The 22,096-nt window shown below is 45.1% G+C and carries 16 protein-coding genes; 3 read left to right on the top strand and 13 right to left on the bottom strand.

Annotated elements, in window-relative coordinates; genetic code table 11:
- Window positions 1–67 precede the first annotated feature (67 nt).
- Window positions 68–1,888, top strand: a complete 1,821-nt coding sequence (locus M9189_RS04475; RefSeq protein WP_250724942.1) for a glycoside hydrolase family 15 protein — start codon at window positions 68–70, stop codon at window positions 1,886–1,888.
- A gap of 103 nt (window positions 1,889–1,991) precedes the next feature.
- Here M9189_RS04475 and M9189_RS04470 read toward each other — a convergent pair whose 3' ends face one another.
- From M9189_RS04470 to M9189_RS04440, 7 genes are all read right to left on the bottom strand, one after another.
- A complete protein-coding gene (locus M9189_RS04470) occupies window positions 1,992–2,969 on the bottom strand; it encodes a tetratricopeptide repeat protein (RefSeq protein WP_250724940.1) in 978 nt (325 codons plus the stop codon).
- A gap of 18 nt (window positions 2,970–2,987) precedes the next feature.
- Complete coding sequence (locus M9189_RS04465; RefSeq protein ID WP_250724938.1) at window positions 2,988–8,966, bottom strand: alpha-2-macroglobulin family protein; 5,979 nt, start codon at window positions 8,964–8,966, stop codon at window positions 2,988–2,990.
- A 170-nt stretch (window positions 8,967–9,136) separates the two neighbouring features.
- Entirely contained in the window at window positions 9,137–9,502 is a 366-nt protein-coding gene (locus tag M9189_RS04460) for a hypothetical protein (RefSeq protein WP_250724936.1), read from the bottom strand.
- A gap of 28 nt (window positions 9,503–9,530) precedes the next feature.
- Complete coding sequence (gene folK / locus M9189_RS04455; RefSeq protein WP_250724935.1) at window positions 9,531–9,920, bottom strand: 2-amino-4-hydroxy-6-hydroxymethyldihydropteridine diphosphokinase; 390 nt, start codon at window positions 9,918–9,920, stop codon at window positions 9,531–9,533.
- The gene (locus M9189_RS04450) at window positions 9,917–10,273 is read right to left on the bottom strand and encodes a dihydroneopterin aldolase (protein ID WP_250724933.1); all 357 of its coding nucleotides are present in this window, start codon (window positions 10,271–10,273) and stop codon (window positions 9,917–9,919) included. Before M9189_RS04450 ends, folK begins: the two co-directional genes overlap by 4 nt.
- A 1-nt stretch (window position 10,274) precedes the next feature.
- Window positions 10,275–10,997 (bottom strand): SDR family oxidoreductase, encoded by a 723-nt coding sequence (locus M9189_RS04445; RefSeq protein ID WP_250724932.1) that lies wholly within the window; start codon window positions 10,995–10,997, stop codon window positions 10,275–10,277.
- Window positions 10,998–11,294: 297 nt separating this feature from the next.
- The gene (locus M9189_RS04440) at window positions 11,295–11,813 is read right to left on the bottom strand and encodes an RNA polymerase sigma factor (protein ID WP_250724930.1); all 519 of its coding nucleotides are present in this window, start codon (window positions 11,811–11,813) and stop codon (window positions 11,295–11,297) included.
- A gap of 458 nt (window positions 11,814–12,271) precedes the next feature.
- On the opposite strand from M9189_RS04440, the gene M9189_RS04435 reads away from it, so the two are divergent.
- Together M9189_RS04435 and M9189_RS04430 are read left to right on the top strand one after the other, a co-directional pair.
- On the top strand, window positions 12,272–13,507 hold the full coding sequence (locus tag M9189_RS04435; protein WP_250724928.1) for an aminotransferase class I/II-fold pyridoxal phosphate-dependent enzyme: 1,236 nt from the start codon (window positions 12,272–12,274) through the stop codon (window positions 13,505–13,507).
- An 88-nt stretch (window positions 13,508–13,595) separates the two neighbouring features.
- Window positions 13,596–13,919: a hypothetical protein gene (locus M9189_RS04430; protein WP_250724926.1), complete on the top strand. Its 324-nt coding sequence runs from the start codon at window positions 13,596–13,598 to the stop codon at window positions 13,917–13,919.
- Here M9189_RS04430 and M9189_RS04425 read toward each other — a convergent pair.
- The 6 genes from M9189_RS04425 to M9189_RS04400 form a co-directional block, all read right to left on the bottom strand.
- Entirely contained in the window at window positions 13,916–16,030 is a 2,115-nt protein-coding gene (locus M9189_RS04425; RefSeq protein WP_250724924.1) for a Tex family protein, read from the bottom strand. The two genes, M9189_RS04430 and M9189_RS04425, sit on opposite strands and share 4 nt — an antisense overlap.
- Before the next feature lie 139 nt (window positions 16,031–16,169).
- Window positions 16,170–17,516, bottom strand: a complete 1,347-nt coding sequence (locus tag M9189_RS04420) for a DEAD/DEAH box helicase (protein ID WP_250724922.1) — start codon at window positions 17,514–17,516, stop codon at window positions 16,170–16,172.
- A 38-nt stretch (window positions 17,517–17,554) separates the two neighbouring features.
- Window positions 17,555–18,745, bottom strand: a complete 1,191-nt coding sequence (locus tag M9189_RS04415; protein WP_250724921.1) for a class I SAM-dependent rRNA methyltransferase — start codon at window positions 18,743–18,745, stop codon at window positions 17,555–17,557.
- 6 nt (window positions 18,746–18,751) lie between these two features.
- A complete protein-coding gene (locus tag M9189_RS04410; protein ID WP_250724919.1) occupies window positions 18,752–19,360 on the bottom strand; it encodes a 3'-5' exonuclease in 609 nt (202 codons plus the stop codon).
- 50 nt (window positions 19,361–19,410) lie between these two features.
- Window positions 19,411–20,043 carry a DUF5063 domain-containing protein gene (locus M9189_RS04405; protein ID WP_250724917.1) on the bottom strand — a complete coding sequence of 211 codons (633 nt, stop codon included), beginning with the start codon at window positions 20,041–20,043 and terminating at the stop codon, window positions 19,411–19,413.
- Between the two features lie 78 nt (window positions 20,044–20,121).
- On the bottom strand, window positions 20,122–22,038 hold the full coding sequence (locus M9189_RS04400) for a RecQ family ATP-dependent DNA helicase (protein ID WP_250724915.1): 1,917 nt from the start codon (window positions 22,036–22,038) through the stop codon (window positions 20,122–20,124).
- Window positions 22,039–22,096: the final 58 nt, after the last annotated feature.

Below are 22,096 nucleotides of genomic sequence, written 5' to 3'. Positions count from 1 at the left end.
CTCAAGTTCCATAGTTTTAATGTTGTCAAATATCCTTATATTTCATTGTGATAAAATCCAGCCAGATATGACAACAAGCAGCAACAGAGGAATGAACTACGGAGTAGTGGGCAACTGCCGCAGTGGCGCCTTGATTTCGGATACTGGAGCAGTGGTTTGGCTATGCCTGCCTAAGTTTGACTCAGCTTCAATATTTGCAAAGATTCTTGATGAAAAGATTGGGGGAAGCTTTGAGATTCTTCCGGAAAACTGTCTCAACATAAGCCAGAAATACGACGGCAACACCAATATTCTTGTCACCCGTTTCGAGTGCAGTGATGGCACCTTCGAGGTCTATGACTTTATGCCCAGGTACGAGAATAACAGCAAGGGCTTTTATTCTCCTCCTGACCTGATAAGGTATTTCAAACCCATCAGCGGCAAGCCGTCATTCAGGGTAGTCTTTGACCCCAGGCTGGAATATGGTACTTACACCACTAAGATTGACTTTCACGATAACTATGTAAAAGCTCAGACCACCAAGGGGGATTATGACTCAAACTATCTTTACTCGAGCATGGATCTCCGCATGGTTGTTACCCGCCAGATGCTGACTCTCGAAAAGGAAGAGTTTATCCTAATCAGCTACAACCAGAAATTGCTGCAACAGACTGTTGAGCGTAGTTATACCAAACTAATCCGCACCAAAGCCTACTGGCTTACATGGTCGGGAAGGACCACCCGCTACAGAAAGTACAACGAAGTAATAATGCGAAGCGCTCTGGTACTTAAACTATTGAGCTATCAGGATTCGGGCGCTATACTTGCAGCAATGACAACTTCCCTTCCGGAAACTGTAGGGGAGGTGCGCAACTGGGACTATCGCTATTGCTGGATCAGGGATGCTTCTATGGTGGTAAAGGTAATGACCCGTCTGGGTCATTACAATCTGGCTCACCAGTACCTTAAGTTTATCACCGATATTCTTCCCGAGAAGGATGAACGTATTCAGATAATGTACGGTATTAATGGTGAAAAGAAACTAACCGAAACCACACTTGACCATTTGTCAGGTTATAAAAACAGCAGACCAGTACGTGTCGGAAATGCCGCATACAAGCAAAAGCAGAATGATATCTACGGAATATTGATGGATGTGATTTTTCAGCACTTTGATATGTACACCATATCGCTGGCGCATAGTGAGGAATTGTGGACTATCACCCGCAACATGGTATGGTCGGTGGCTCGCAACTGGAAGAAGCCCGACAGAGGTATCTGGGAGATCAGAACGGGCAACAGGCACTTTACATTCAGCAAAGTGCTGTGTTGGGTGGCTATTGACAGGGCTGTAAAGATTGCGCAGAAACTATTGCAACATAGTGAGGCCGAGAAATGGATTCCATTGAGGGAAGAAATCCGGAATGACATCCTCAAAAATGCATGGAATGAGGAAAAGCAGGCGTTTACACAGTCGTACGGGGACTCTGATCTAGACGCATCAGTCCTACTGATGGAGTTTTATGGCTTCCTGCCCGGCAGTGATCCAAGGTTTAAAAGCACGGTCAGGGCTATTCAGCGGGAACTGGAACACAATGGACTTATGTTCCGCTACAAAAACAAAGACGACTTTGGAACACCCTCATCGGCATTTACAATATGCTCCTTCTGGCTTGTTCGTGCCCTCTATATGATAGGTGAGGAAGAAGAGGCTACGAGGAAGTTTGACCAGTTGCTAAGCTACTCCAATCACCTTGGACTCTTTAGCGAAGATCTGGACTTCGAGACAAGGCAGCTTCTTGGCAACTTTCCTCAGGCCTATTCACATCTGGCAATAGTAGACACTGCTATTCTGCTGGCCGAAGGCAAACTGAGCAGGGATGAGCAGGTACTGCAGTCAATACATTAAGTATCTGAACTCATAGTGGCCTGTAATATAGTACCATACCGGGCAACTTACAACCGGGTGACAGCAATGCATGACTGCCAGTTTATTATGTCACTGCTGTACACTACAGTAACAGCAACCAGTCAGCCAGCATCTGATAAAGCTCAGTATTCTCATTAATCCAGACCATTGAGTCTCCAGGGTAACGGGAGTATGAGATGTGATATGCAAGAGGTTGTGAAAAACCCAGGATACTTACATGACTGAAAAAGTCAGAGTAGAATAGCCACAATCCATCAGATGAGGCAACATTTGCAGTCTCCATACTCTTTATCAGACCAATAGTCTGGTTGACAAACCATTGCCCTTTTTCATCCTGCTTTCCCTTAAATTCCTCAGGTCTGAAATCAGTAGTAAAACCCTTGCTTGCGTTCGACACCTTAGAGATACTCTGGGTTGAAGCTGACCAACTGCTGTACAGTCGCTCAATACTTGCAACTATATCTGCACTGTTGAGTTCGTTGTGATTCAAAAACAAATAATATATGAGGGGAACAACAGCTTTTAGATTTTCTCCCCTGCGATACATATTCTCACCAAGCAGCAGGTGAGCTGGTGCAAATGCCGGATATGCATATATTGACCTGAGGAGATACTTCTCCCCCTTTTCCTTGTCAAAGGGGATATTGATTCTACCGGCATGGTACAGCAACAAATAGTCGGAAGGAAAGACTTCCAGTCCCTCGTCAAGCCATTTGTTGCGCAACCTCACATTTCCAAGTTTCTCATAGCCAAGCACTCCAGCCAGATAGGCATCAGAAGATGGGTTGAGCCTGTCCTTTACTCCCTTTACAGCAAAATCCACTGCACGCTGAGCATCTCCCATGTTAATGTACACCATGGCAAGACCACCAAGTATATCCGCATCATCCGGGGCATCCAGAAGGGCCCGGCTAAGGTAAACCATAGCCGAGTCATTCTCACCCCTGTCCAATAATTCCAGACCTCTTAGTTTCAGAGCGTCCGCCGCACTCTGAGAGTACATTCCCACGCCAGATGCCAGTATCAGCAATGTAATAACAGTCCTCAATCTAAATGTCATCTATATCCGTTTTAATCATTATTCTGTAACAATAACTACCGATCCGCTATGTCCTGAGTAAGAAGGAGCATAGAAGCATGATACAGCTACAGGACCCTGAACGGCCTTTCCGCTGTGAGAGACAGTCATCTCCCAGCTCACTGTGTGGGTGCCACGAGACAGATTGTCAACAAAGAGGTCGCTACCTGCATCGGTAACAGCCAGATAGTAACCCAGACCGGAACTGTAACGATAACCCGAAAGCATATCAACAGGTTCAAGTATTGCAGCCCTTGGTGCGTTGATATGGACGAAGTCAAGGTCCTGTGGTACTTCAACTGTCAGTCTCTGCATCAGCCTGTCACCTTTCTCAAGTACTGTACTGGCATCCACCGGTAACCAGCTTTCCTTTCCGTCAGCATAACCTCTTTTGTAAAGCACTGAGCTAGCCTTCAGAAAACCTCCTGCTTCGACCTGCTCGGTATCGGCAAAGTAACTCAGATGAACAGTAGCAAATGATGGGCCATCCTTCTTCTTTTCAATAGTTATATCAGCGTAATCCTTACTAAGAACAGGCCCACTGGCTGAAAAACTTCTGTAGCCTGAAGCACTCTCCTGCTGTGGGAAATCCACAACTTTACCCGCTACCAGCACCCTATCAGTCTGTTCAGCACTGAAATACTTCTGTCCTGAAGAGGCCAGTGCGTAAAGTGCATACATAGTAGCACGTGTTGTTGACCAGTTCTGTGTATGCTTCTGCTCAAACAGCCATTTCTCCATACCACGTAGTTCCTTATCAAAACCTCCTGTCGTTCTGAAAGCCTCAATAGCAGCCACATGGCTTTCAATCGGAGCCTGATACCAGTAAGGACCTTGTTTGGCTCTGAAGAAGAGAGAGCCACCTTCCTCCAACAGGTATTCTGACAGAGAATGCGCAAGGGCTTTTGCAGCATCAACCTTTCCGCTGCGATGCAGGACTGTTGTTGCATAAGCCATCTCAATCGGAGAGTTTGCAGGAAGCTTGTTTTCGAGATAGCCGACCAGAGAATTGACCACTAATCTATCTGATAATTCAGGGAAGTAACTAAGAGCGTACAGCTTCTTTATTGCTGATGGAGACAGGCCGATATTTTGCTTATCCTTAGTGTTCTGTTTCTCAATATTTTCAAGTTCCTTTTCAAGTTTCTTAAGTATCCATCCACAAGCATTTTCAAGCATCGCCCTGGTCTCATCATTCTGTTCATAGCCGACAGACTTAAGCATACCGAATCCGGAAACTATATCAACAGTAGTTTCTTCAGATGGATACATGCCTTTAAACCAGGCCCAGGCACCTTCCGGCAGTTGCATTTCCTTAAGCAGTGAAGTAGCCGAAAAAAACTCAGACTCAAGACTTCCGTCCTCAACAAGCCTTGCAAAGACCCTTCTCCTGTGGGTCTCATCCATAGCTTCATCCAACCAAGGAGTAGCAGTAAGAAGGGCTGCCTTAAGTCCCGGATCCTTTTCCAGGGCAGAACTGAGTGCATCCTCATCCCCAGGAAGTGATGCATTCCACAATTTCATTACCATCTCAATCTGCGGATTCTGCTTGAAGATCTGCTGAGCCATGGCGACTGAAAACAGGCGGTTGAACGCCTGGTCGCTGCTTTCATATGGTCTTTGCGACAGCCATGTAAGCGCTGACAACATTTCCCAGGCAGCGTTTTCGTTATATGTGAATGTTAAACTTGCCTGCCCATCAACTTTCCCGGCAGCAAGGGCTTCAGCACTAAGCTTGTAATTACCGGCCCTGTCCATAAAGAGGGGCTTGGTCTCAGTAATCAGGGTTCGTGATGGGAGAACAGCAATCAGATGCTTTTCACCGTCACTGATCTGACCCGAGATAGCAGAAAGCGTGATCTCAAGTGCCTTAACGCCTTGAGGAACCTCAATCTTCCAGTCAATCAGGGCACCTGTACCTGCATTGGCTTCCCAGACCTTTTCCTGCAACTGTTCAGACATTAAAAGCTGACCACTTACAGCATCCCTGACCTGTATATAGGCCATTCCACCAAGTTGTTTTTCTGTAGTGTTGAACACATTGGCAGCTAGGGTAATAACATCACCTTCGCGTACTATGCGTGGCATATTGGGCATTACCATAAGGTCACGGGAGGTGATGACAAACTGTTCAAAGGTACCGCTGTTGCCATCCTTCATATGTGCCAGAGCCATAAAGCGCCAACGGGTAAGGGCATCGGGCACTGTAAATTCAAACTCTACACGTCCGTCGCCTAGCGTTCTGAGATGTGGGAAGAAGAAAGCTGTCTCACTCAGATTAGTGCGAATTGGAGGTATAGACTCACCAGCTTTCAAGCCAGATGCCATTTCCTCAGCTACAACGTCTAATTTTCCAGCAACAGCTGGCGGAGGAGGATTCTGCATGGTAATCGGCACATAATCAGACTCAGCTTCATGCATATATAATACCATGTTGTCCTCAACAACTGAAAGAGACTTCATCGCATTGCGGGTCCTGCCGGGATAGCCGTAGAAGCCAAAAGCTTCATCCCACACAAATGATGGATAAGGATCCGGACCAGGTAACTCCGTCATTGTGAAATATCCGTTTCTTTGATGACTGTAGCCCCAAGGACCAACCTGCCACATTAAACGCACAGGTGATCTTCTAAAATTATTGAGAATAATACTTAGGTAATTAGGTTTATATGCATCAAGTGCAGCGTCATACATCAGTACAAGTACTTCGGCATCTACTGCTTTACCATCTGCACCGGTAACTTTCAACGTCCATTTCTCCTTTTCACCAGGCTTTAGTTTTTCCGAAATATTTACAGGTTTCAGGATCAGTTCCTTCCCTGCTTCTTTAATAGATACGTATTGCTCCTCTGTCACCAGCTTGTTGTCTCTGATCAGCATAGCCTGAAACCTGATTGTACCTACTACATCCTTTGTAGGAATTGTAATTCTGTTCCACTTATCACCTGGGACTATCCTCTTGTCCAGCAATATACTCTGACCGGCTACAGCCATCAATTGTATCTCAACATCCTTATAGGCTGAGCCAACTATAAACTCAGCATGGCTTCCGGCAACAAGTTCGGTACCACCCGAATTAATTAAAGTAAGTGCTTCGCCAAGCAAATAACGGGTGTCTTTAGTATCAACTACTTTGAAAACAGCCTCTGACTTAACGGTGTCACCGGCAATGTCTGTAATCTCGCTCCGGACACGGTAGTGTCCGGTAGCCAGTGCTGTTTTCAGGTCTATTTTCTTCCCCTCCTGGCCCTTAATCTTCCAAGTTCCGCTGCTTATTAACCTCTCAACCACTGGTTGCAGATCTTTATTCTCCGGAACCTGTTTCCACAGGATATGCTCAACATCACCCCATGGTCTCGGGGTACTGATCTTAGGTGTCTCTACCTTTTCTAGATAGTACCTAAGCTCCCCTTCAACAGGTTCTCCAGGAATATTATTGAGCGTAATGTTTACAGGAATTGTTTTTATTGAGACTCCTGTTATCAGAGTTTGAACCTCTGTATTAAGGCTATAGGCCTTATCTGACAATGCAATAGAAGTGCTTTCTGACCTTGTCTCTCCCGAGGCATCAGTAATATCAACCTCGACCAGGAAGTTGGTAAGGCTGAAAATTCTATTTACATAGTTACTTCCCTTTGCCTGGAATACTATCATAACCTTACCATCAGCCGAGGTCTTTGCACTGCCACTGGCAATCAGGTCTCCACCTGAGGGTAAGTAACTGCGCCAAATAAGACTGCTGGACTTCACCTTCCACTCAACACGGGCATCAGCAAGTGGCATTCCTGTAAGTGTTGTTGCATTTGCCTTTACTGTTATTGAATCTCCAATTACAGCCAGGTCCCTGAAAGGTTCGAAACTTATTTCAAATCTGGGTCTTTTGTATTCCTCAACCTGGATACTTGAAGATCCATAGGGGGTCACGATACTGAACGAACCGGAAAGTGCAGTTGATGGAAGGATAAAGCTACCTGAAACAGAACCAAATTCATTGGTCGTTACACTTTGACTGGACACTTCCCTGCCATTGGTGTCCCTAAGTGTAACATTAAACTTACTGCCACTTATCACCTTTGTCTCATTGCCCTTTTGATTAAGTAAGATAGTCTTGTAACTCACCTTTTGCCCTGGACGGTATACCTTCCTGTCACTAAAAATAAAAGATCGTATTTCCTCTGTAGGCACTTTGGTATCATTTGAAACTGGACTGTACCACAGCCTATCTGCAAAGAAGATATCATCTCCCTTTTTCAATACAATTGTATAGCCTCTATTCTTATGAATGGCACCAGTGGTTTCGCCATTCCTGTCAGTTGGCCCCATTCTAAGTATGGTCGAATCCTTCCCGTAAATGTTATAGAAATCAGCATAGACGCCTTCCAATGACTGACCTTTGTCCCTACTTTTAATGGCAAGGCGTACATTACCGTCTTCCAATGGAAGGTACATAAATGCCAGGTTGGTAACCTGAAACAGACTATAGCATGCGCCTTCTGAAAGCTTATAGCTCTCTTCTTTGTCAGAAACTACAAGTACATAGGTGCCATAGGGCAACTCTGTTTCTACTTCTAACTCAGCCCTGTGAGCTAAGTAATCACCGTAACCGGGAAGTTCGGTACTACCTTTCCATACTTGAGTGCTACTATCTAATTGTTCCCTGATAAAATCCTCATCATATCTATTTAAACTGTAATAATCCTTATCCACAAACTTCAGTCGATAAACTGCTGTGTGGAGTTGTTTGATATTATTGTATGTAACAACGTATTTCAGCCGTTGTCCCGGAATAGAAGTTTCTTCCGTATTAAGGTACAGAGATGGATGAGTAAGTTGTTGTATAAGTCCGGCTGCCAGTCTGCCTCCATCGCTTTCAGGCCATTTTCCAATTGCCTTGTCAGCCATTGCATAAGCTTCGGCACCATAGTTACGCTCACTTAATTCCTGTTCATTAGTTACCATCTGAGACATAAGGAAACCGGCAATTTCGTACATAATCATTGCCTCATTGGGTCTTCCTTCAGTCTCAACTAACAATAGACCTAAAGCGTTTTCATATAATTCATCACGATCCTCAGCATCATAAATGAAGTGCATCAGCTTTAGCCTTTGTAAGTCTACATCGTATAGTACATCAGCATCTTTGCGATTCTCGCTATAGTTTAGCCATTCACCAAGTAGAGAAATTGCGAGTTGTTTATGGCTGACCTTTTCACCGGCTACCCGTATGGAAGTAAACTGTTCCCTGCTTCCCAGCAAAGCCGGATTCCTTAGGAAATCCTCATCGTCAACAGAGCTTTCGAACAAAAGCCCGCTCAGCAACTTCTCAGTACAACGATCCACAAGCAGGTCGTACAAAGTAGGTCTCAGATTAAGTTTTTTATCTCCATTTAGCAACAAAGACAGATAGTTCTCTGACGCTTCCGATGCCAATAATTCCTTTTCATCCAGAGATAAAAGATAATGCTCAACTGCCCTGGCCGAGATCTCAGATGCTCCCATCTCCCTTAAGTCTTCACTTCCACTGCTTATATCACCTTTTTCAAGCAGGCGCCATCTATTCTGATTATAATAAGTCTGGTACAGATCACCCAGGATGCTGTGCACCATCTGTTTTGCGGGCGACCAAAGTCCATCCACTTCCTTTTCCAGTTGTTCAATCTGCCGGGTAAGCGCTTCCTCTTCAATCTGATCAGCCAACGCTGCACGTACGACAACAGCTTTGATATAATCAACAGTGTTCTTGTTATCAATAGAGATTTCACGGATATTATCCAGCACTTCTATTTGGGATCGGGGCAAATTAAGCTTACTTAATGAGTCGACCTGTTGCCAGAGGACTTCAGTATTTTGTACTACCAGATTGCGTGACTGGCAGCCTGGAAAGGCAAGAAGTACAAGGATGGAAATAAAAACGGAGGCTTTACGCATAACAATGGTATTAATAGGATTACGAATATCAAACAATAGAATTACCAACATAACAGGCATAGCCTTACAAAGACCAAAAACTATGCCAGCGGGCCGGAGTCTGCCTATCTTTGGCAAAAGAAGATTCAGCGAAATAACCTCCTTGAAGTTACTATGTATGCGCCAAGGTTCACAATTTCACTGCAAGCAGTTTGATGTAATGTAGGATACAGAATCAATAGTTATTTGTTGTTCAGGTTGGACCTGAATTCATCCATCAGGCGCTGCAATTTATTCTTGCGCTGGATCAGACCAATTACCTTGCCTGCTGCACCTGCAAGAAAAACAGATGCCACAAACAAGCCAAGTATCATAGTTCTACTTAGATCTGTAGTGTTTTTCAGGATGATCAACACTATAATCAAAAGGGGGGACGAGTACATAATGGACTTCCTGCCTGAAGCACATCCGCATTCGTCAAATAAGAAATTGAATTTTTGCTCCCAGCTAAGATTCTCTTCCCTGCTTAGAGACTGGAAGTTAAAACTAACTGATTTCTGACGCTTTGCAATAGCTTCATCCAATTGGGACAGTGTATTGATCTCCATAGACCTTAAATTAGAAAGAAGACCAAAATTACGAAATTTGTCCGTTTAGTACCTCATCAACGGACTTCTTTAAAAAGTCACGATCATAATAATCATTGTCCACCACCTCGTTATTCCATACTACTATATCAAGATCAATAGTACGTGGACCAAATTTTGCTTCCGACCTGTCTCGTCCAAGCTGGTCTTCTATCTGCTTGAGGATGACTCTAACCTCATCTCTGCTCTTTTCTGTACGGATATGTACTGCACCGTTAAGGAAGTCAGGCTGGTCAGTGATTCCAATAGGCCTGGTTGTTACAAATGAAGATACGGTACCCACTTTGAAATATCCCGCCAAGAGCTGCAATGCGCTTTCAAAATTCCTCCTGGCATTGATATTGGAACCAAGGCTGATTACGGCACTGCTTTCCTTCATCCCTTCCTGGTTTTGGTAGTGCAAAAGGATACAGACTTTGAAAACCTCAGGGCATTTGGCTTAATCACCTCTACGGTCACTGCCTCAACCCTGTCTCGTGCAAGAACCAGTTCGGCAACATCCGATGCCACCTTCTCAATCAGGTTGTACTTCCTGCTCTCAATATGACCAATCACCTCCTTGCAGATAGAGCGGTACTCAAGGGCTTCCTCAGGATTGTCGCTCAGCTCTTCACCCTGCAATGTGTAATCAATCCGGATATTCAGCACAATATCCTGCTTCTTGCCAATCTCATGGGGATTGAAACCAACCTCCGTACGCAATAGCAGATCCCTTATTGCAATTGTAGCCATATTATTTTCCTAAATGTGCACCACCGTCACAGTAGATAATCTGTCCGGTAATAGTGCCGTTATTAACTAAAAACCAAACAGCATCAGCTAAATCTCCGGGGGAAACCGCCTGCTTAAGCGGAGTTCCGGCAACGACATCCTTAAGGTAAGTCTCGTCCTGCCCCGGCGGGGGCAGGACAGCTCCAGGAGCCACTGCATTTACTCTAATCTCAGGAGCCCATTCAAGGCCTGCCATTTCAGTAAGATGCATCAGAACCTTCTTTGATAGAGTATATGCAGCATGTCTTGAATCATTACTCGTGACCCTCGTATCCAGGATGTTTACAATGCAGCCCTTTTTACAATATTGCCTGAAAGCCTTCATAAGCATAAATGGAGCTTCGAAGTTGACCGCCATCTGCCTGCGCAGATGGGTATAGGATGTATCAGCAAGCAAACCGGGATTAAATACAGATGCACTGTTGATCAAGACCTCAGGGCATAGATTAAGTATTCTCAATTCTGAAAAGATTGCATCAGATGCTGAGACAGGATCACTGAAGTCGGCTGCGATGACTGGAAATTGCCTATCCTCGAACAAATTGCGAAGATGGGTTGACAAGCGATCCGCATCTCCCCTGCTGTTATTGCAGTGGATAATAACCTCCCAGCCTCTTTGGGCAAAGTGATGGGCCAGGTCTTCACCAATTCGCTTTGCAGCTCCTGTAATCAATACTGTGTGCATCAAATACTGTTTTGATAATAACACAATATACTACATTTCCCCTGAATATGCCTGTCCCTACCAGAAAACATCCATGCATACTCAAACATAACGGTGGATAAACCCAGAAGCCATTTATACAAAGATTTTAGCAGTAAATGCAAAATGCAGCAATGGATGGAAATGCCATAAAAAACAGCCGGCCCGATTCCTTATGAAACCATGGCCGGCCGTCCACTCATCTACTAAACCTAAACCCAAAACTACAATATTATTTTCTATTTCGGTACTGTATTGCCTATTTTAATCCAAATTTTTTTAGTAGGAATAGCTTCCTTCGCTGTCTTGCAACATAGCTTGTAATTTCTTACGTGTAAAGAAAATACGGCTCTTTACTGTTCCGATTGGTAGATCAAGCTGTTCAGCTATTTCCTTGTACTTGTATCCGTCTGTATGCATCTGGAACGGAATCCTGAAATCATCATCAAGACGTTCTATATACTTTGTCATTTCACTAACGCTCTGTACCATTTCAGGAGTTTCAGATGTGTAATTCCTGCGGTATGCTGAGCGAAGTGCATCCTCATTTCCGTCGAAGGTATTCTTAGTCTTCTGGTTTCTGCGATAATTATTGATAAAGGTATTTTTCATTATCGTAAAAACCCAGGCCTTGAAATTTGTGTTGGCAGCAAACTGCTTACGATAGGTTAGGGCCTTCAGCGTAGTCTCCTGCAAAAGATCTCTTGCATCTTCATCATTGGAGGTTAAACTTAGAGCAAAATAAAGCAACTTGTCTTGCAGTCCAAGCAGCTTATCATTAAATTGCATTGTTGTCATGGCTGAACTTTTTTGGTTGTTTTGTATAACAAATGTAAGTCAAAGATAAACACAAGGCAAATTATTCAGCATCATATTTCCGATTAAATTAGACTGAATCTAAATAATATTTTTCGTATATCATTGACTTTGTATGCATTACAAAGCCCAATTCTGTTCATTCTAAATTACAACCTGCTCAAACTTGTTAACAAAAGCTGAACAAAAATCTTAGTCAAAAATCACTTCTTTTTTCGCCTTAATTATCGATAAATCAGCATATTTCAGACTGTTTTGTCCGGTTATTCGCAAATTTTGTCCTATCTAATCAATGTGAGAAAATCACACTGACATTTGTCATTTATCCAGTTAAAATTCTCTTATCAAAACAAAAAGGGGTAATTTTGACTCTGATCGAAAACAACAGCGGTCTTCGCGTAACGGATTATCACTGATTGTAAACTAACCTGAGCTAAAAGATGCGACATATCAGTTCCTTGCTTATACATGGATCCGGTGAAACCTCATCCACTCCTCACAGAAGTCTTAAAACGCCTATTTACGAGACAGCCTCATTCGACTTCGAAAGTGCAGAAGATGCAGAGAAGAGTTTTATGGGTCTGAATGACTCCCATGCTTATTCAAGGATTTCCAATCCGACAGTTACCGAACTTCAGGAGCGGCTCAAGCTTTTCAGTGGTGCCGAACAGGTGCTCTGCGTTGCTTCCGGAATGGCTGCAATATCCAACGTTTTTATTACCCTATGCAAGTCAGGCGATAATATCATAACTTCTCGCTATCTCTTTGGCAATACTTATTCATTTTTCGCAAGGACACTTAATTCCTTCGGTATTGAAGCCCGGTTTACCGACTTTGAAAACCTTGAGGTCCTGGAAAAAAACATAGATGGCAATACAAGGGCAATCTTTGTAGAACTGCCCACTAATCCCCAGCTCATCCTGTTTGATATTGAAGGGATAGCCAAAATAGCAAAGGAAAAGAACGTAGTGCTGGTGGTAGACAATACGGTGCTTACCCCCTACCTCTTTCCCTGTTCAGAACATGGTGTTGACATAGAGATATTCTCAAATACTAAGTTTGTCTCAGGTGGAGCCACCTCAATAGGTGGCTCCATACTTGTATATAAGTCTGATAAGTGGACCGCCAATCCAAAGCTCCAGCCCGAGGTTGAGAAGTTTGGCACTGATGCCTTCTTCAAAAGACTTTTCAAAGAGATTTATCGCAACATTGGTGCCTGTTTGTCACCCAACAATGCCTACTTGCAACTCCTGGGACTTGAAACAATTACACTTAGGATTGACAAGATTGTTGACAATAGCACCAAAGTGGCACAATACTTGCTGGAACATCCAAAGGTCAAAGCAGTTAAGTATGCAGCCCTGCCCCATGATCCGGACTATGAGAGAGCACAGCAGCTTACAGGAGGAAGACCGGGTTGTCTGGTGGGCGTGGAACTGCAGGACAGGGAGCAATGCTTCCGTTTTATGAATGCCTTAAAGATGATTAGGCGGGGAACAAATTTTTGCGACAACAAATCAATGATAATACACCCCTCCTCTACCATCTACTGGGATTTTAGTCCTGAGGAAAAGGCAAAGATGCGTATCAGTGAAGGCCTGCTTCGTTTGTCAGTTGGGCTTGAACACATTGATGACATCTTGGCTGACCTTGACCAGGCTCTTAATTTAGCATAAAAACTCAATGATTTAACAAAAAATAACTCTTGTCACGCAACCCAGACAGGAATTTTACGTCTTAATCCTGAACCACTTAAATACATTTATGAAGGCACTCAAAACTGTTTTTTACTTAGTAATTGTCTTGACTATTGCCAAGTGTTCAACTGACGGAAAGCTTTACCAGAGCGAATCCGACATTTCCCTGGAAAACCCAAATAAAACTGAGATTACAGCTTCATCTGACTCAGTTCAATACTCTATCGCTTTTGACAAGAATCAGGAGCAACTCCAGAATAGGCTCAACATAGAGGGAGTTCATACCTATAACGACGCTCTTACATACAAACACAAGAAAGCAGAAAAGCCTTCGAACAAGAATTCAAAGGCTTCTCCAAATACTTTCATGAGTATTGGTACAGTTCGCTAGTCTTTCATAGAAAGCTGTATCCGGCGACGGGCAACATCCACATCCAGTACCTTTACTTCCACATGTTGGTGTAATTTCACCACCTCATTGGGGTTTGATACAAATCTATCTGCAAGCTGGCTGATATGAACCAGTCCGTCCTGCTTTACGCCTATATCTACAAAGGCACCGAAGTTTGTTATATTGGTTACTATACCCGGCAAACGCATTCCGGGACGCAGGTCATCGATGGTTCGCACATCTGGTGAAAACTCAAAAAACTTTATAACACTGCGTGGGTCACGACCGGGTTTTTCAAGTTCAGCAACTATATCATTCAAGGTCGGCATACCCACCTTGTCGCTTACATAGCGCTTAAGATTAATCTTCCTGCGCAGGTCGGCATTGCTTATCAGGTCAGCCACTGTGCATCCCAGATCCTTTGCCATCTGCTCAACGATATGATAGGACTCGGGGTGAACAGCAGAGTTGTCAAGAGGATTGGCAGCCTCCCTGATGCGCAGGAAGCCAGCACTCAGTTCGTAAGCCTTGGCTCCAAGACGCTGCACCTTAAGCAGTTCCTTACGAGAACTAAAGGGGCCATGCTCCTCACGGTAGTCAACAATATTTTGTGCCAGTTGTGGTCCCAGACCAGAAACATAAGTCAGCAGGTGCTTGCTTGCAGTATTCAACTCCACCCCTACACTATTTACACAGGACTCAACCTCCATATCCAGGGCAGCCTTAAGCTTGGTCTGATCGACATCATGCTGGTACTGTCCCACCCCAATGGACTTGGGGTCAATTTTAACTAGTTCGGCCAGCGGATCCATAAGCCTTCTGCCTATTGAAACGGCCCCCCTGACTGTTACGTCGTAATCGGGAAACTCATCCCTCGCAGTTTTACTTGCACTATAGACAGAGGCCCCGTCCTCGCTAACCACGAAGACCAGCACATCCTTCTTAAAGCGCATATTGCGGATAAAGGCTTCAGTTTCCCTGGAAGCTGTTCCGTTACCAATGGCAATTGCATCAATCCTGTAAGATTCAACAAGCGTGTCTATCTTCTTATAAGCCTGTTTTGTGTCATTTTGCGGCGGGTGCGGGTAAATAGTCTCATTATGCAGCAGCTTACCCTGAGCATCCAGACATACAACCTTACAACCTGTACGGTAACCAGGATCTATTGCAAGTACCCTCTTCTGTCCAAGTGGCGGAGCCAACAGTAGTTGTCTGAGATTTGCAGCAAAAACCTTGATGGCCTCGTCTTCCGCCTTCTCGCGGAAGAAGGCTGAGACTTCGTTCTCTATCGATGAACTGAGTAGTCTTTTGTATGCATCTTCCACGGCCTCTGCAACTTGTTGCGAAGAGGCATTATTTCCTTTTACAAATAACCTGTCAAGTATTTCGAGAGCTCTGTCCTGATCAGGAGCGACATTGACCTTAAGTAGACCTTCCTTTTCACCACGTCTTATAGCAAGCAGACGGTGTGATGGACACCTTCTTAGCGGTTCTGAGAAGTCAAAGTAATCCCTGTACTTAGCAGCTTCTTCCTCCTTGCCTTTAACCAGGATAGAACTGATTATTGCATCCTTCTGGAATAGATTACGGATGGCCTCCCTGGCCCTTATATCCTCGTTTACCCACTCGGCAATAATATCCCTGGCGCCCTGCAAAGCAGCAGCCGTGTCTGATACCACATCATTCAGGAAAGCAGTTGCGCGACCCTCCGGGTCTCTCTCATTCTGTTTGAAAAGTATCCCGGCAAGCGGTTCCAGACCCAACTCCTTAGCCTTTGTAGCCCTGGTCTTACGTTTGGGCTTATATGGCAGGTAGATATCCTCAAGTTCGTTTGCGTCCCAGATAGTCTGAATCCTTGCCTTCAATTCATCTGTCAGCTGTCCCTGCTCCTCGATGGTCTTAAGTATCGTTTCACGACGAGCTTCAAGTTCAAGAAGCTTATCATTCCTTTCCTTGATGGTAGCAATCTGCACCTCATCAAGACTGCCAGTCACCTCCTTACGATAGCGGCTGATAAAGGGGATGGTCGCTCCCTGGCTAAGTAATTCTATAGTATTGCGAATCTGACCGGCAGATATACCGGTCTCACGAGAAATAATATCAATAATCATGTCTGAAAACTAATATAGGATCATATCAAAACTACTGCGGTCAACCTGGTGCGTAAACCAAGAAGTCAGGGGCAAAGGTTTAAAGATGGGTAAGGCTTGTATGTACTTAAACTGGCTTATCTACCTTAACGGGGTGCTATTAAGCCTCTGGCTTTGGGCTGTTTCCCTGACTGTCGTGTCTTTTCTTTAAAAACTTCCTCTTGCCGTTGTATCCCTTACCCTTCCTGTCTCCACCATCCCTTTGTTCACCTGACCTGCCTGTGCCTCCTCTGCCACCATTTCCTCCCTTGAAATTGCGGCCTCCTTGTCTATTGAATTTTTGTCTGAAATCACCCTTGCCCGGGTCATATTCGGGTCCTGGTTCAAAGCCTTCAGGAAGAGGTGATTTAAAGATGGTGCTACCAATGAGTTTTTCAATCATACCAAACTTGCCCATATCATACTCATTGATAAGGGTCAGTGCCACACCGCTGGACTTGGCACGGGCAGTACGACCGACGCGGTGGACATAGTCCTCTGCATCATTGGGCACATCGTAATTGATTACAAGGTCGATTCCATCGACGTCAATACCCCTTGCAATAATGTCAGTAGCAACAAGAATCTGGGTACGGCGGTTACGAAAATTGAGCATAACCTCCTCACGTTCGGCCTGTTGGAGATCCGAGTGAATGGCCTCAACAGGATATTTCCCACTCTTCAGAGCTTTGTATATCTCCTTTACCTTTATTTTTGTCGAAGCAAATATCACTACACTTGTAAGCTCCTTACCCCTGAGCAGGGAGTCAATAAGTTTAATTTTCTGGTAGTCATATACCAGATAAGCTGCCTGAAGTATTCCTTCAGCAGGTTTTGAGATGGCTATGCTTATCTCTTCAGGTTCGTTGAGCAACTTGCGTGAGAGATCCCTGATTTTGGGGGGCATAGTAGCAGAAAACAGCAAGGTCTGGCGTGTGCCTTCAAGTTGCTTAACAATCTGCATAATATCGTCGTGGAAGCCCATATCGAGCATTCTGTCGGCCTCATCAAGGATAAGGTACTTAATCGAGTTAAACCTGCAATAACCCATTGCAAGATGCTGGATCAAGCGGCCTGGTGTAGCAACAATCACGTCGACGCCACCCGATAGAGCTCTGCGTTGCTGATCCCATAGATCAGCATCATTACCTCCATACACGGCAATTGAAGTCACGGGCAGGAAATATGAAAATCCCTGTAACTGCTGGTCAATCTGTATCGCAAGTTCGCGCGTGGGAACCAGCACCAGGGCTGAGGCTCCTGAATTTCCACCCTTAATCAGGGCATTCAGGACCGGCAGCAGGTAGGCTGCCGTTTTTCCAGTACCGGTCTGTGCACAGGCAATCAGGTCCCGGCCCTGCATAATTACCGGTATGGTCTGCTCCTGAACAGGAGTAGCCTCGTCAAATCTCATAGCTTGTAATCCATCCAGGATCTCAGCTTCAAATCCAAATTCTGTAAACTTCAAAACTCTATTCTATTATCAATTATCTTTTAATAAAGGGCTTATTCCACATACAGGACAAAGCCTTTGAGGTATTCACTCTCGGGGTGATACATACTTATTGGGTGATCGGCAGCCTGACTCATCTGATGCAGTATTCGTATGTTGCGACCACAGGATGCGGCAGCAGAAAACAGCATGGTCCTGAAGGCTTCGCGTGATACGAGCTGCGAACATGAGTAGGTAAATAATATGCCACCCGGGGCTATCATCTCCATTGCCTTTACATTGATACGCTTGTATCCCTGAATGGCATTATTGATTACGGTATGATGCTTGGCAAAGGCCGGTGGGTCAAGAATTATCAGATCATACTTCTCTTTGGCAGCCCCCATATACTTGTAGCTGTCCGATACAAATGACTTGTGACGGCCATCGCCTGGGAAGTTGAGTTCCACATTCTCGTTGCAAAGCATTACAGCTCTTTCGGAACTATCTACTGAGTGAACCAGAGTGGCACGCCCTCTCAGCGCATAACAGGAGAAAGCTCCGGTATAGCAGTATAGGTTGAGGAGCTTCCTTCCCTTGGAGTAAGTCTCAAGCAGATGACGGTTGTCGCGGTTGTCAACAAAAAAACCGGTCTTCTGACCTTTTTCCCAGCCAACATTAAAGCGCAGTCCGTTCTCTTTAACTATGGCATCACCGCTACTACCCAACAGGTAGGAGTTACGTGCTTCGATACCCGATGACGCTGTCAATGTTCTTTCCGACTTATCAAAGACAGCTTTTAACCTGTCTCCCATCACTTCCTGCAGGGCTTTGACTATAACCGGTCTCAGATTGTACATTGCCAGGGTATGAGCCTGTAGTACAGCAGTACTATTGTAAATATCAATTATGAGTCCTGGCAGTCCATCACTTTCGCCGTGAACCAGTCTGAAAGCCGTAGTATCAGCCGAGTCAGCCAAACCTATTGCTATACGCAGTTGCCATGCACGGGCAATCTTGTTGGCCCAAAACTTATCATCAGGTATTTCCTTACTGTAACTTACGATACGCACAGCAATAGATCCGCTGTGATAGTGGCCCAGAGCCAGGAAATTGTCGTTGGAGTCGTGCACTGCAACCAGCTCTCCGTCCTTAAGACCGGAATTCTCAAGACCTTTAACTGCCCCTGAAAAAACCCAGGGGTGATAACGCTTCACGCTCTGCTCTTTTCCGGGTTTGAGGCGAAGAATGGGTAAATGATGCATATTTGATTAGTTACGGTAAATTACGGTTTTGAATTTGTATTCGGGATCCTGACGCATCAGTTCCTCGAAAAGACGAAGTGCAATCCATGCATCAATAGCAGCATACTCCTGCTGTGCACGGGTCAGGGTATCTGCCTCCCAGTTACTCAGGCGCTGGCGTTTGGAAACCCTGACGTTGAGAAGCAGTCCGGCCAGAGCCTTTAGACTCAGGACGTCAATTCCAAAGCTTTTTGCCATATCCTGAAGTTCGACAAATTTACCCGGTTTGAAGGTAGCAATCAGGTTCAGACCTTTCAGGTCATCCCTGATACCTACACCCACCTTGATAACCTTGCGACTTTCAAGCAGTTTTACAAGTTCCGGCGTCAGTCCGGTCTTGTTAATCCTAAACAGATAGGCCTTTTGTGAGGTTGAAAGCTGCAACAGGGAGGTGCTGTTCATGCTTCCCTTTTTGAATGAAGGACGGGTCTCAGTATCGAATCCGATCACCTTCTCCTTAAGAAGCTGTTCGACAGCCTGTTCTACATCTTCCGGTTTGTCAACAAGAATTATTTCACCGTCAAACTGACATAATGGTAAGTCCCCAATAGCCTCCTTACTTATAGTGCTGTTCATATTGTTCATATTTTATGCCGCACCCTATCCAACTATAGTCAGATTCAGGTTTACAGGGAACCATCCCTGAAATCGCGCTGCATGCGCGAGATAATCCAGTCCTGGGTATTGATATCGTCAATCGAAGGATCTGCTCCCACTTCTCCTTCTTCATCTTCCAGGTTGTCTTCACCATAATATACCATGTGAAGAGCCCTAAGCACATTAACCAGGCGTTGGCCCCAGTGCTCCCTGAAGTCCTGCATCAAAGCGGTCAGAGCATCATTCATGATTTCGGTGACAGCCGAGCGGTAATTCATCATGAAATCCATTAAATCCTGGTAGATATCGGCCAGATTCTCAGATACTGTGGAAGTCAGAGGAAGGTCACTTCTCTGCATATCAGCAGTGAAAACCTCCAGGTAGTCATCAAAGCGTCCCATCCTGTCTCTGACACTTTGTCTCACGTGTTCATATTCTTCCTCGGTCACGTACTTCTCAAGATACTCATCAAGGACGGTGCTGGTTTCAGGCAGCATATTTGCCTTCAGATAAAGCAGGGGCAGGATCTTTAGTGCAGTTGAGATAAATTCTGGCCGGGGCTGTTCTTCAGAGTGTTCCAGCCAGTTGCAAAACTCGCGGGCAACAGTTACAAATTCAATTACGTTTATCGAATATACTGGATGTTCAAAGCTTTCTGCCATAGTGTAATTTGATCATTGCAAAGTTAACAAAAAGCGGAATACTTCAACATATGAAGCCGCAATATTCAGACACTTATGCTAAAGCTCTGTCTGACTCAGTTGAAGACAACCTTCTTTATTGATGTACACGGTTCCGGTATCCTCCAAACGTCGCACTACCTTCCATATCTTCTCCTCATCAAAGCCCAAATCCATAACTATCTGCCCGGGTTCGGCAGGCCCGGCCTCAAGCTGAGCCTTTATAGCATTTTCAATATCCCCATATTCATCATCGCTAATTGCCACCTTTTTCATACTTACACATACATCACAATGTCCGCAGTCCCTACCGTTTCTTTCACCAAAATAGGCCAGTAACTGTCTGCTACGACAGATATATTCAGTCTCGGCATAGGAGATCACCGAATCAATGCGCTTCTTATATTGCAGCAGGCGATCCTTGTACACCTCATCTGGAAACCTCAGTCGGTCGGGTTCTATCCTTGGTTGCAGGAGCACAATAAGCGGAGTCTGCCTTTGAGGCACGTACTTCATCACTCCCATCCTGCTGCATTTCAGGAAGGCCTGGTACACCTCATCGCGTGTTGCACCAAGTCTGGAAGCAAGCAGTTCCTCGTCAACACTCACATAGTCTGTAAAGAGTCCGGTATAACTGCGCAGCAGCACCTTGATAAAGGGCTCGAGGGTGGGATTTGAAATCTGAAATTCATGCAGTTCGTAATCCGTCACAAGCATAACAGCCCGCGACGGGATATCAGACATCTCGCTAAAGTCTATGTATCCTGCCCTCTGCAGTATCCTGAGACTACTAATCAGGGTGGTAATATCGTAACCGAAACCCTTGCAAAAGGCTGCTATATTGAAATCATAGACCACTCCTTCACCAAAGCCCATTGCTATCTGGAGAAAGTTGCATACCGAGTTGTAGAGTTTCCTGACCACACTAAGTTCGGGAAAGGATGCATCCATATTCTTCTCTAGCTGCCAGCGGTCATTATCCGACCACAGGAAAACAGCCCATGACTTATCACCGTCACGACCAGCACGGCCTGCTTCCTGAAAATAGGCCTCAAGTGAATCCGGAGCATCCATGTGAAGTACAAGGCGGACGTCCGCCTTGTCAATCCCCATTCCAAAGGCATTTGTTGCCACCATCACCCTGAGCCTTCCTTCCTTCCAGGCAGCCTGCACCTCATTCTTGGTCTTCTGAGCCATCCCGGCATGAAAGGAGCCGGCACTAATATCATTGCGAGTGAGCAGATCAGCCAAAGTGCGGGTTTTCTTCCTGCTCCTCACATAGACGATGGCTGAGCCCTCAACCGACTTAAGGATTCTGACCATCTGAGCTTCCTTATCCTCGCACTTCCTGACAACATAGACCAGGTTGGGGCGCTCAAAACTACGCTTTAACAGGTTGGGACGGGGAAATTTGAGCTGCACCTGTATATCTTCCACCACCTCGGGAGTGGCAGTAGCAGTAAGGGCAAGTACCGGAACATCGGGAAGAAATTCACGAATAGCTGCTATCTTACGGTAGCTAGGCCTGAAGTCATAGCCCCACTGCGAGATGCAGTGGGCTTCATCGACAGCGATGAGACCTACCTTCAGGTCCTTCAACCGTTCCAAAAAACCGGCAGTTCCAATCCGTTCTGGTGATATGTAAAGAAACTTAAAATCACCATATATGCAGTTTTCATAGGTCTGATCTATCTCCCAACGGCTCATTCCTGAATGGATGGCGCAGGCCTTGATACCCAGACGACGCAGGTTGTCCACCTGGTCATTCATCAGAGCAATAAGCGGGGTGATTACAAGACAGATACCCGGTCTTGCAAGAGCCGGAACCTGAAAGGTAAGAGACTTACCACCCCCGGTTGGCATTAGCCCGAGAGTGTCCTTTCCGCTACCAACGGACGTAATAATGTCTAGCTGAAGAGGCCTAAATCCCTTGTAGCCCCAGTATTTCTGAAGTATTTCGTGGTAGATGTCGTTCAAATCAAAACGGCAGTTTAATCAAAGGTAAAATTAAATGAAATAAAGACTTAAATACTAC

Origin of the sequence: Xiashengella succiniciproducens (genome assembly GCF_023674465.1) — a bacterium.
Taxonomy (GTDB): domain Bacteria; phylum Bacteroidota; class Bacteroidia; order Bacteroidales; family Marinilabiliaceae; genus Geofilum; species Geofilum succiniciproducens.
The sequence above is the reverse complement of the archived record's forward strand: the minus strand, read 5'-3'. Positions and strand labels throughout refer to the sequence as shown.

What these genes read in the sequence shown, in the direction of transcription:
- M9189_RS04405 (WP_250724917.1), bottom strand. Translation starts at nt 20,043, where the DNA reads ATGGCAGAAAGCTTTGAACATCCAGTATATTCGATAAACGTAATTGAA.
- M9189_RS04415 (WP_250724921.1), bottom strand. Translation starts at nt 18,745, where the DNA reads ATGCATCATTTACCCATTCTTCGCCTCAAACCCGGAAAAGAGCAGAGC.
- folK (WP_250724935.1), bottom strand. Translation starts at nt 9,920, where the DNA reads ATGAAGGAAAGCAGTGCCGTAATCAGCCTTGGTTCCAATATCAATGCC.
- M9189_RS04460 (WP_250724936.1), bottom strand. Translation starts at nt 9,502, where the DNA reads ATGGAGATCAATACACTGTCCCAATTGGATGAAGCTATTGCAAAGCGT.
- M9189_RS04445 (WP_250724932.1), bottom strand. Translation starts at nt 10,997, where the DNA reads ATGCACACAGTATTGATTACAGGAGCTGCAAAGCGAATTGGTGAAGAC.
- M9189_RS04450 (WP_250724933.1), bottom strand. Translation starts at nt 10,273, where the DNA reads ATGGCTACAATTGCAATAAGGGATCTGCTATTGCGTACGGAGGTTGGT.
- M9189_RS04410 (WP_250724919.1), bottom strand. Translation starts at nt 19,360, where the DNA reads ATGAACAGCACTATAAGTAAGGAGGCTATTGGGGACTTACCATTATGT.
- M9189_RS04440 (WP_250724930.1), bottom strand. Translation starts at nt 11,813, where the DNA reads ATGACAACAATGCAATTTAATGATAAGCTGCTTGGACTGCAAGACAAG.
- M9189_RS04435 (WP_250724928.1), top strand. Translation starts at nt 12,272, where the DNA reads ATGCGACATATCAGTTCCTTGCTTATACATGGATCCGGTGAAACCTCA.
- M9189_RS04430 (WP_250724926.1), top strand. Translation starts at nt 13,596, where the DNA reads ATGAAGGCACTCAAAACTGTTTTTTACTTAGTAATTGTCTTGACTATT.
- M9189_RS04465 (WP_250724938.1), bottom strand. Translation starts at nt 8,966, where the DNA reads ATGTTGGTAATTCTATTGTTTGATATTCGTAATCCTATTAATACCATT.
- M9189_RS04425 (WP_250724924.1), bottom strand. Translation starts at nt 16,030, where the DNA reads ATGATTATTGATATTATTTCTCGTGAGACCGGTATATCTGCCGGTCAG.
- M9189_RS04475 (WP_250724942.1), top strand. Translation starts at nt 68, where the DNA reads ATGACAACAAGCAGCAACAGAGGAATGAACTACGGAGTAGTGGGCAAC.
- M9189_RS04470 (WP_250724940.1), bottom strand. Translation starts at nt 2,969, where the DNA reads ATGACATTTAGATTGAGGACTGTTATTACATTGCTGATACTGGCATCT.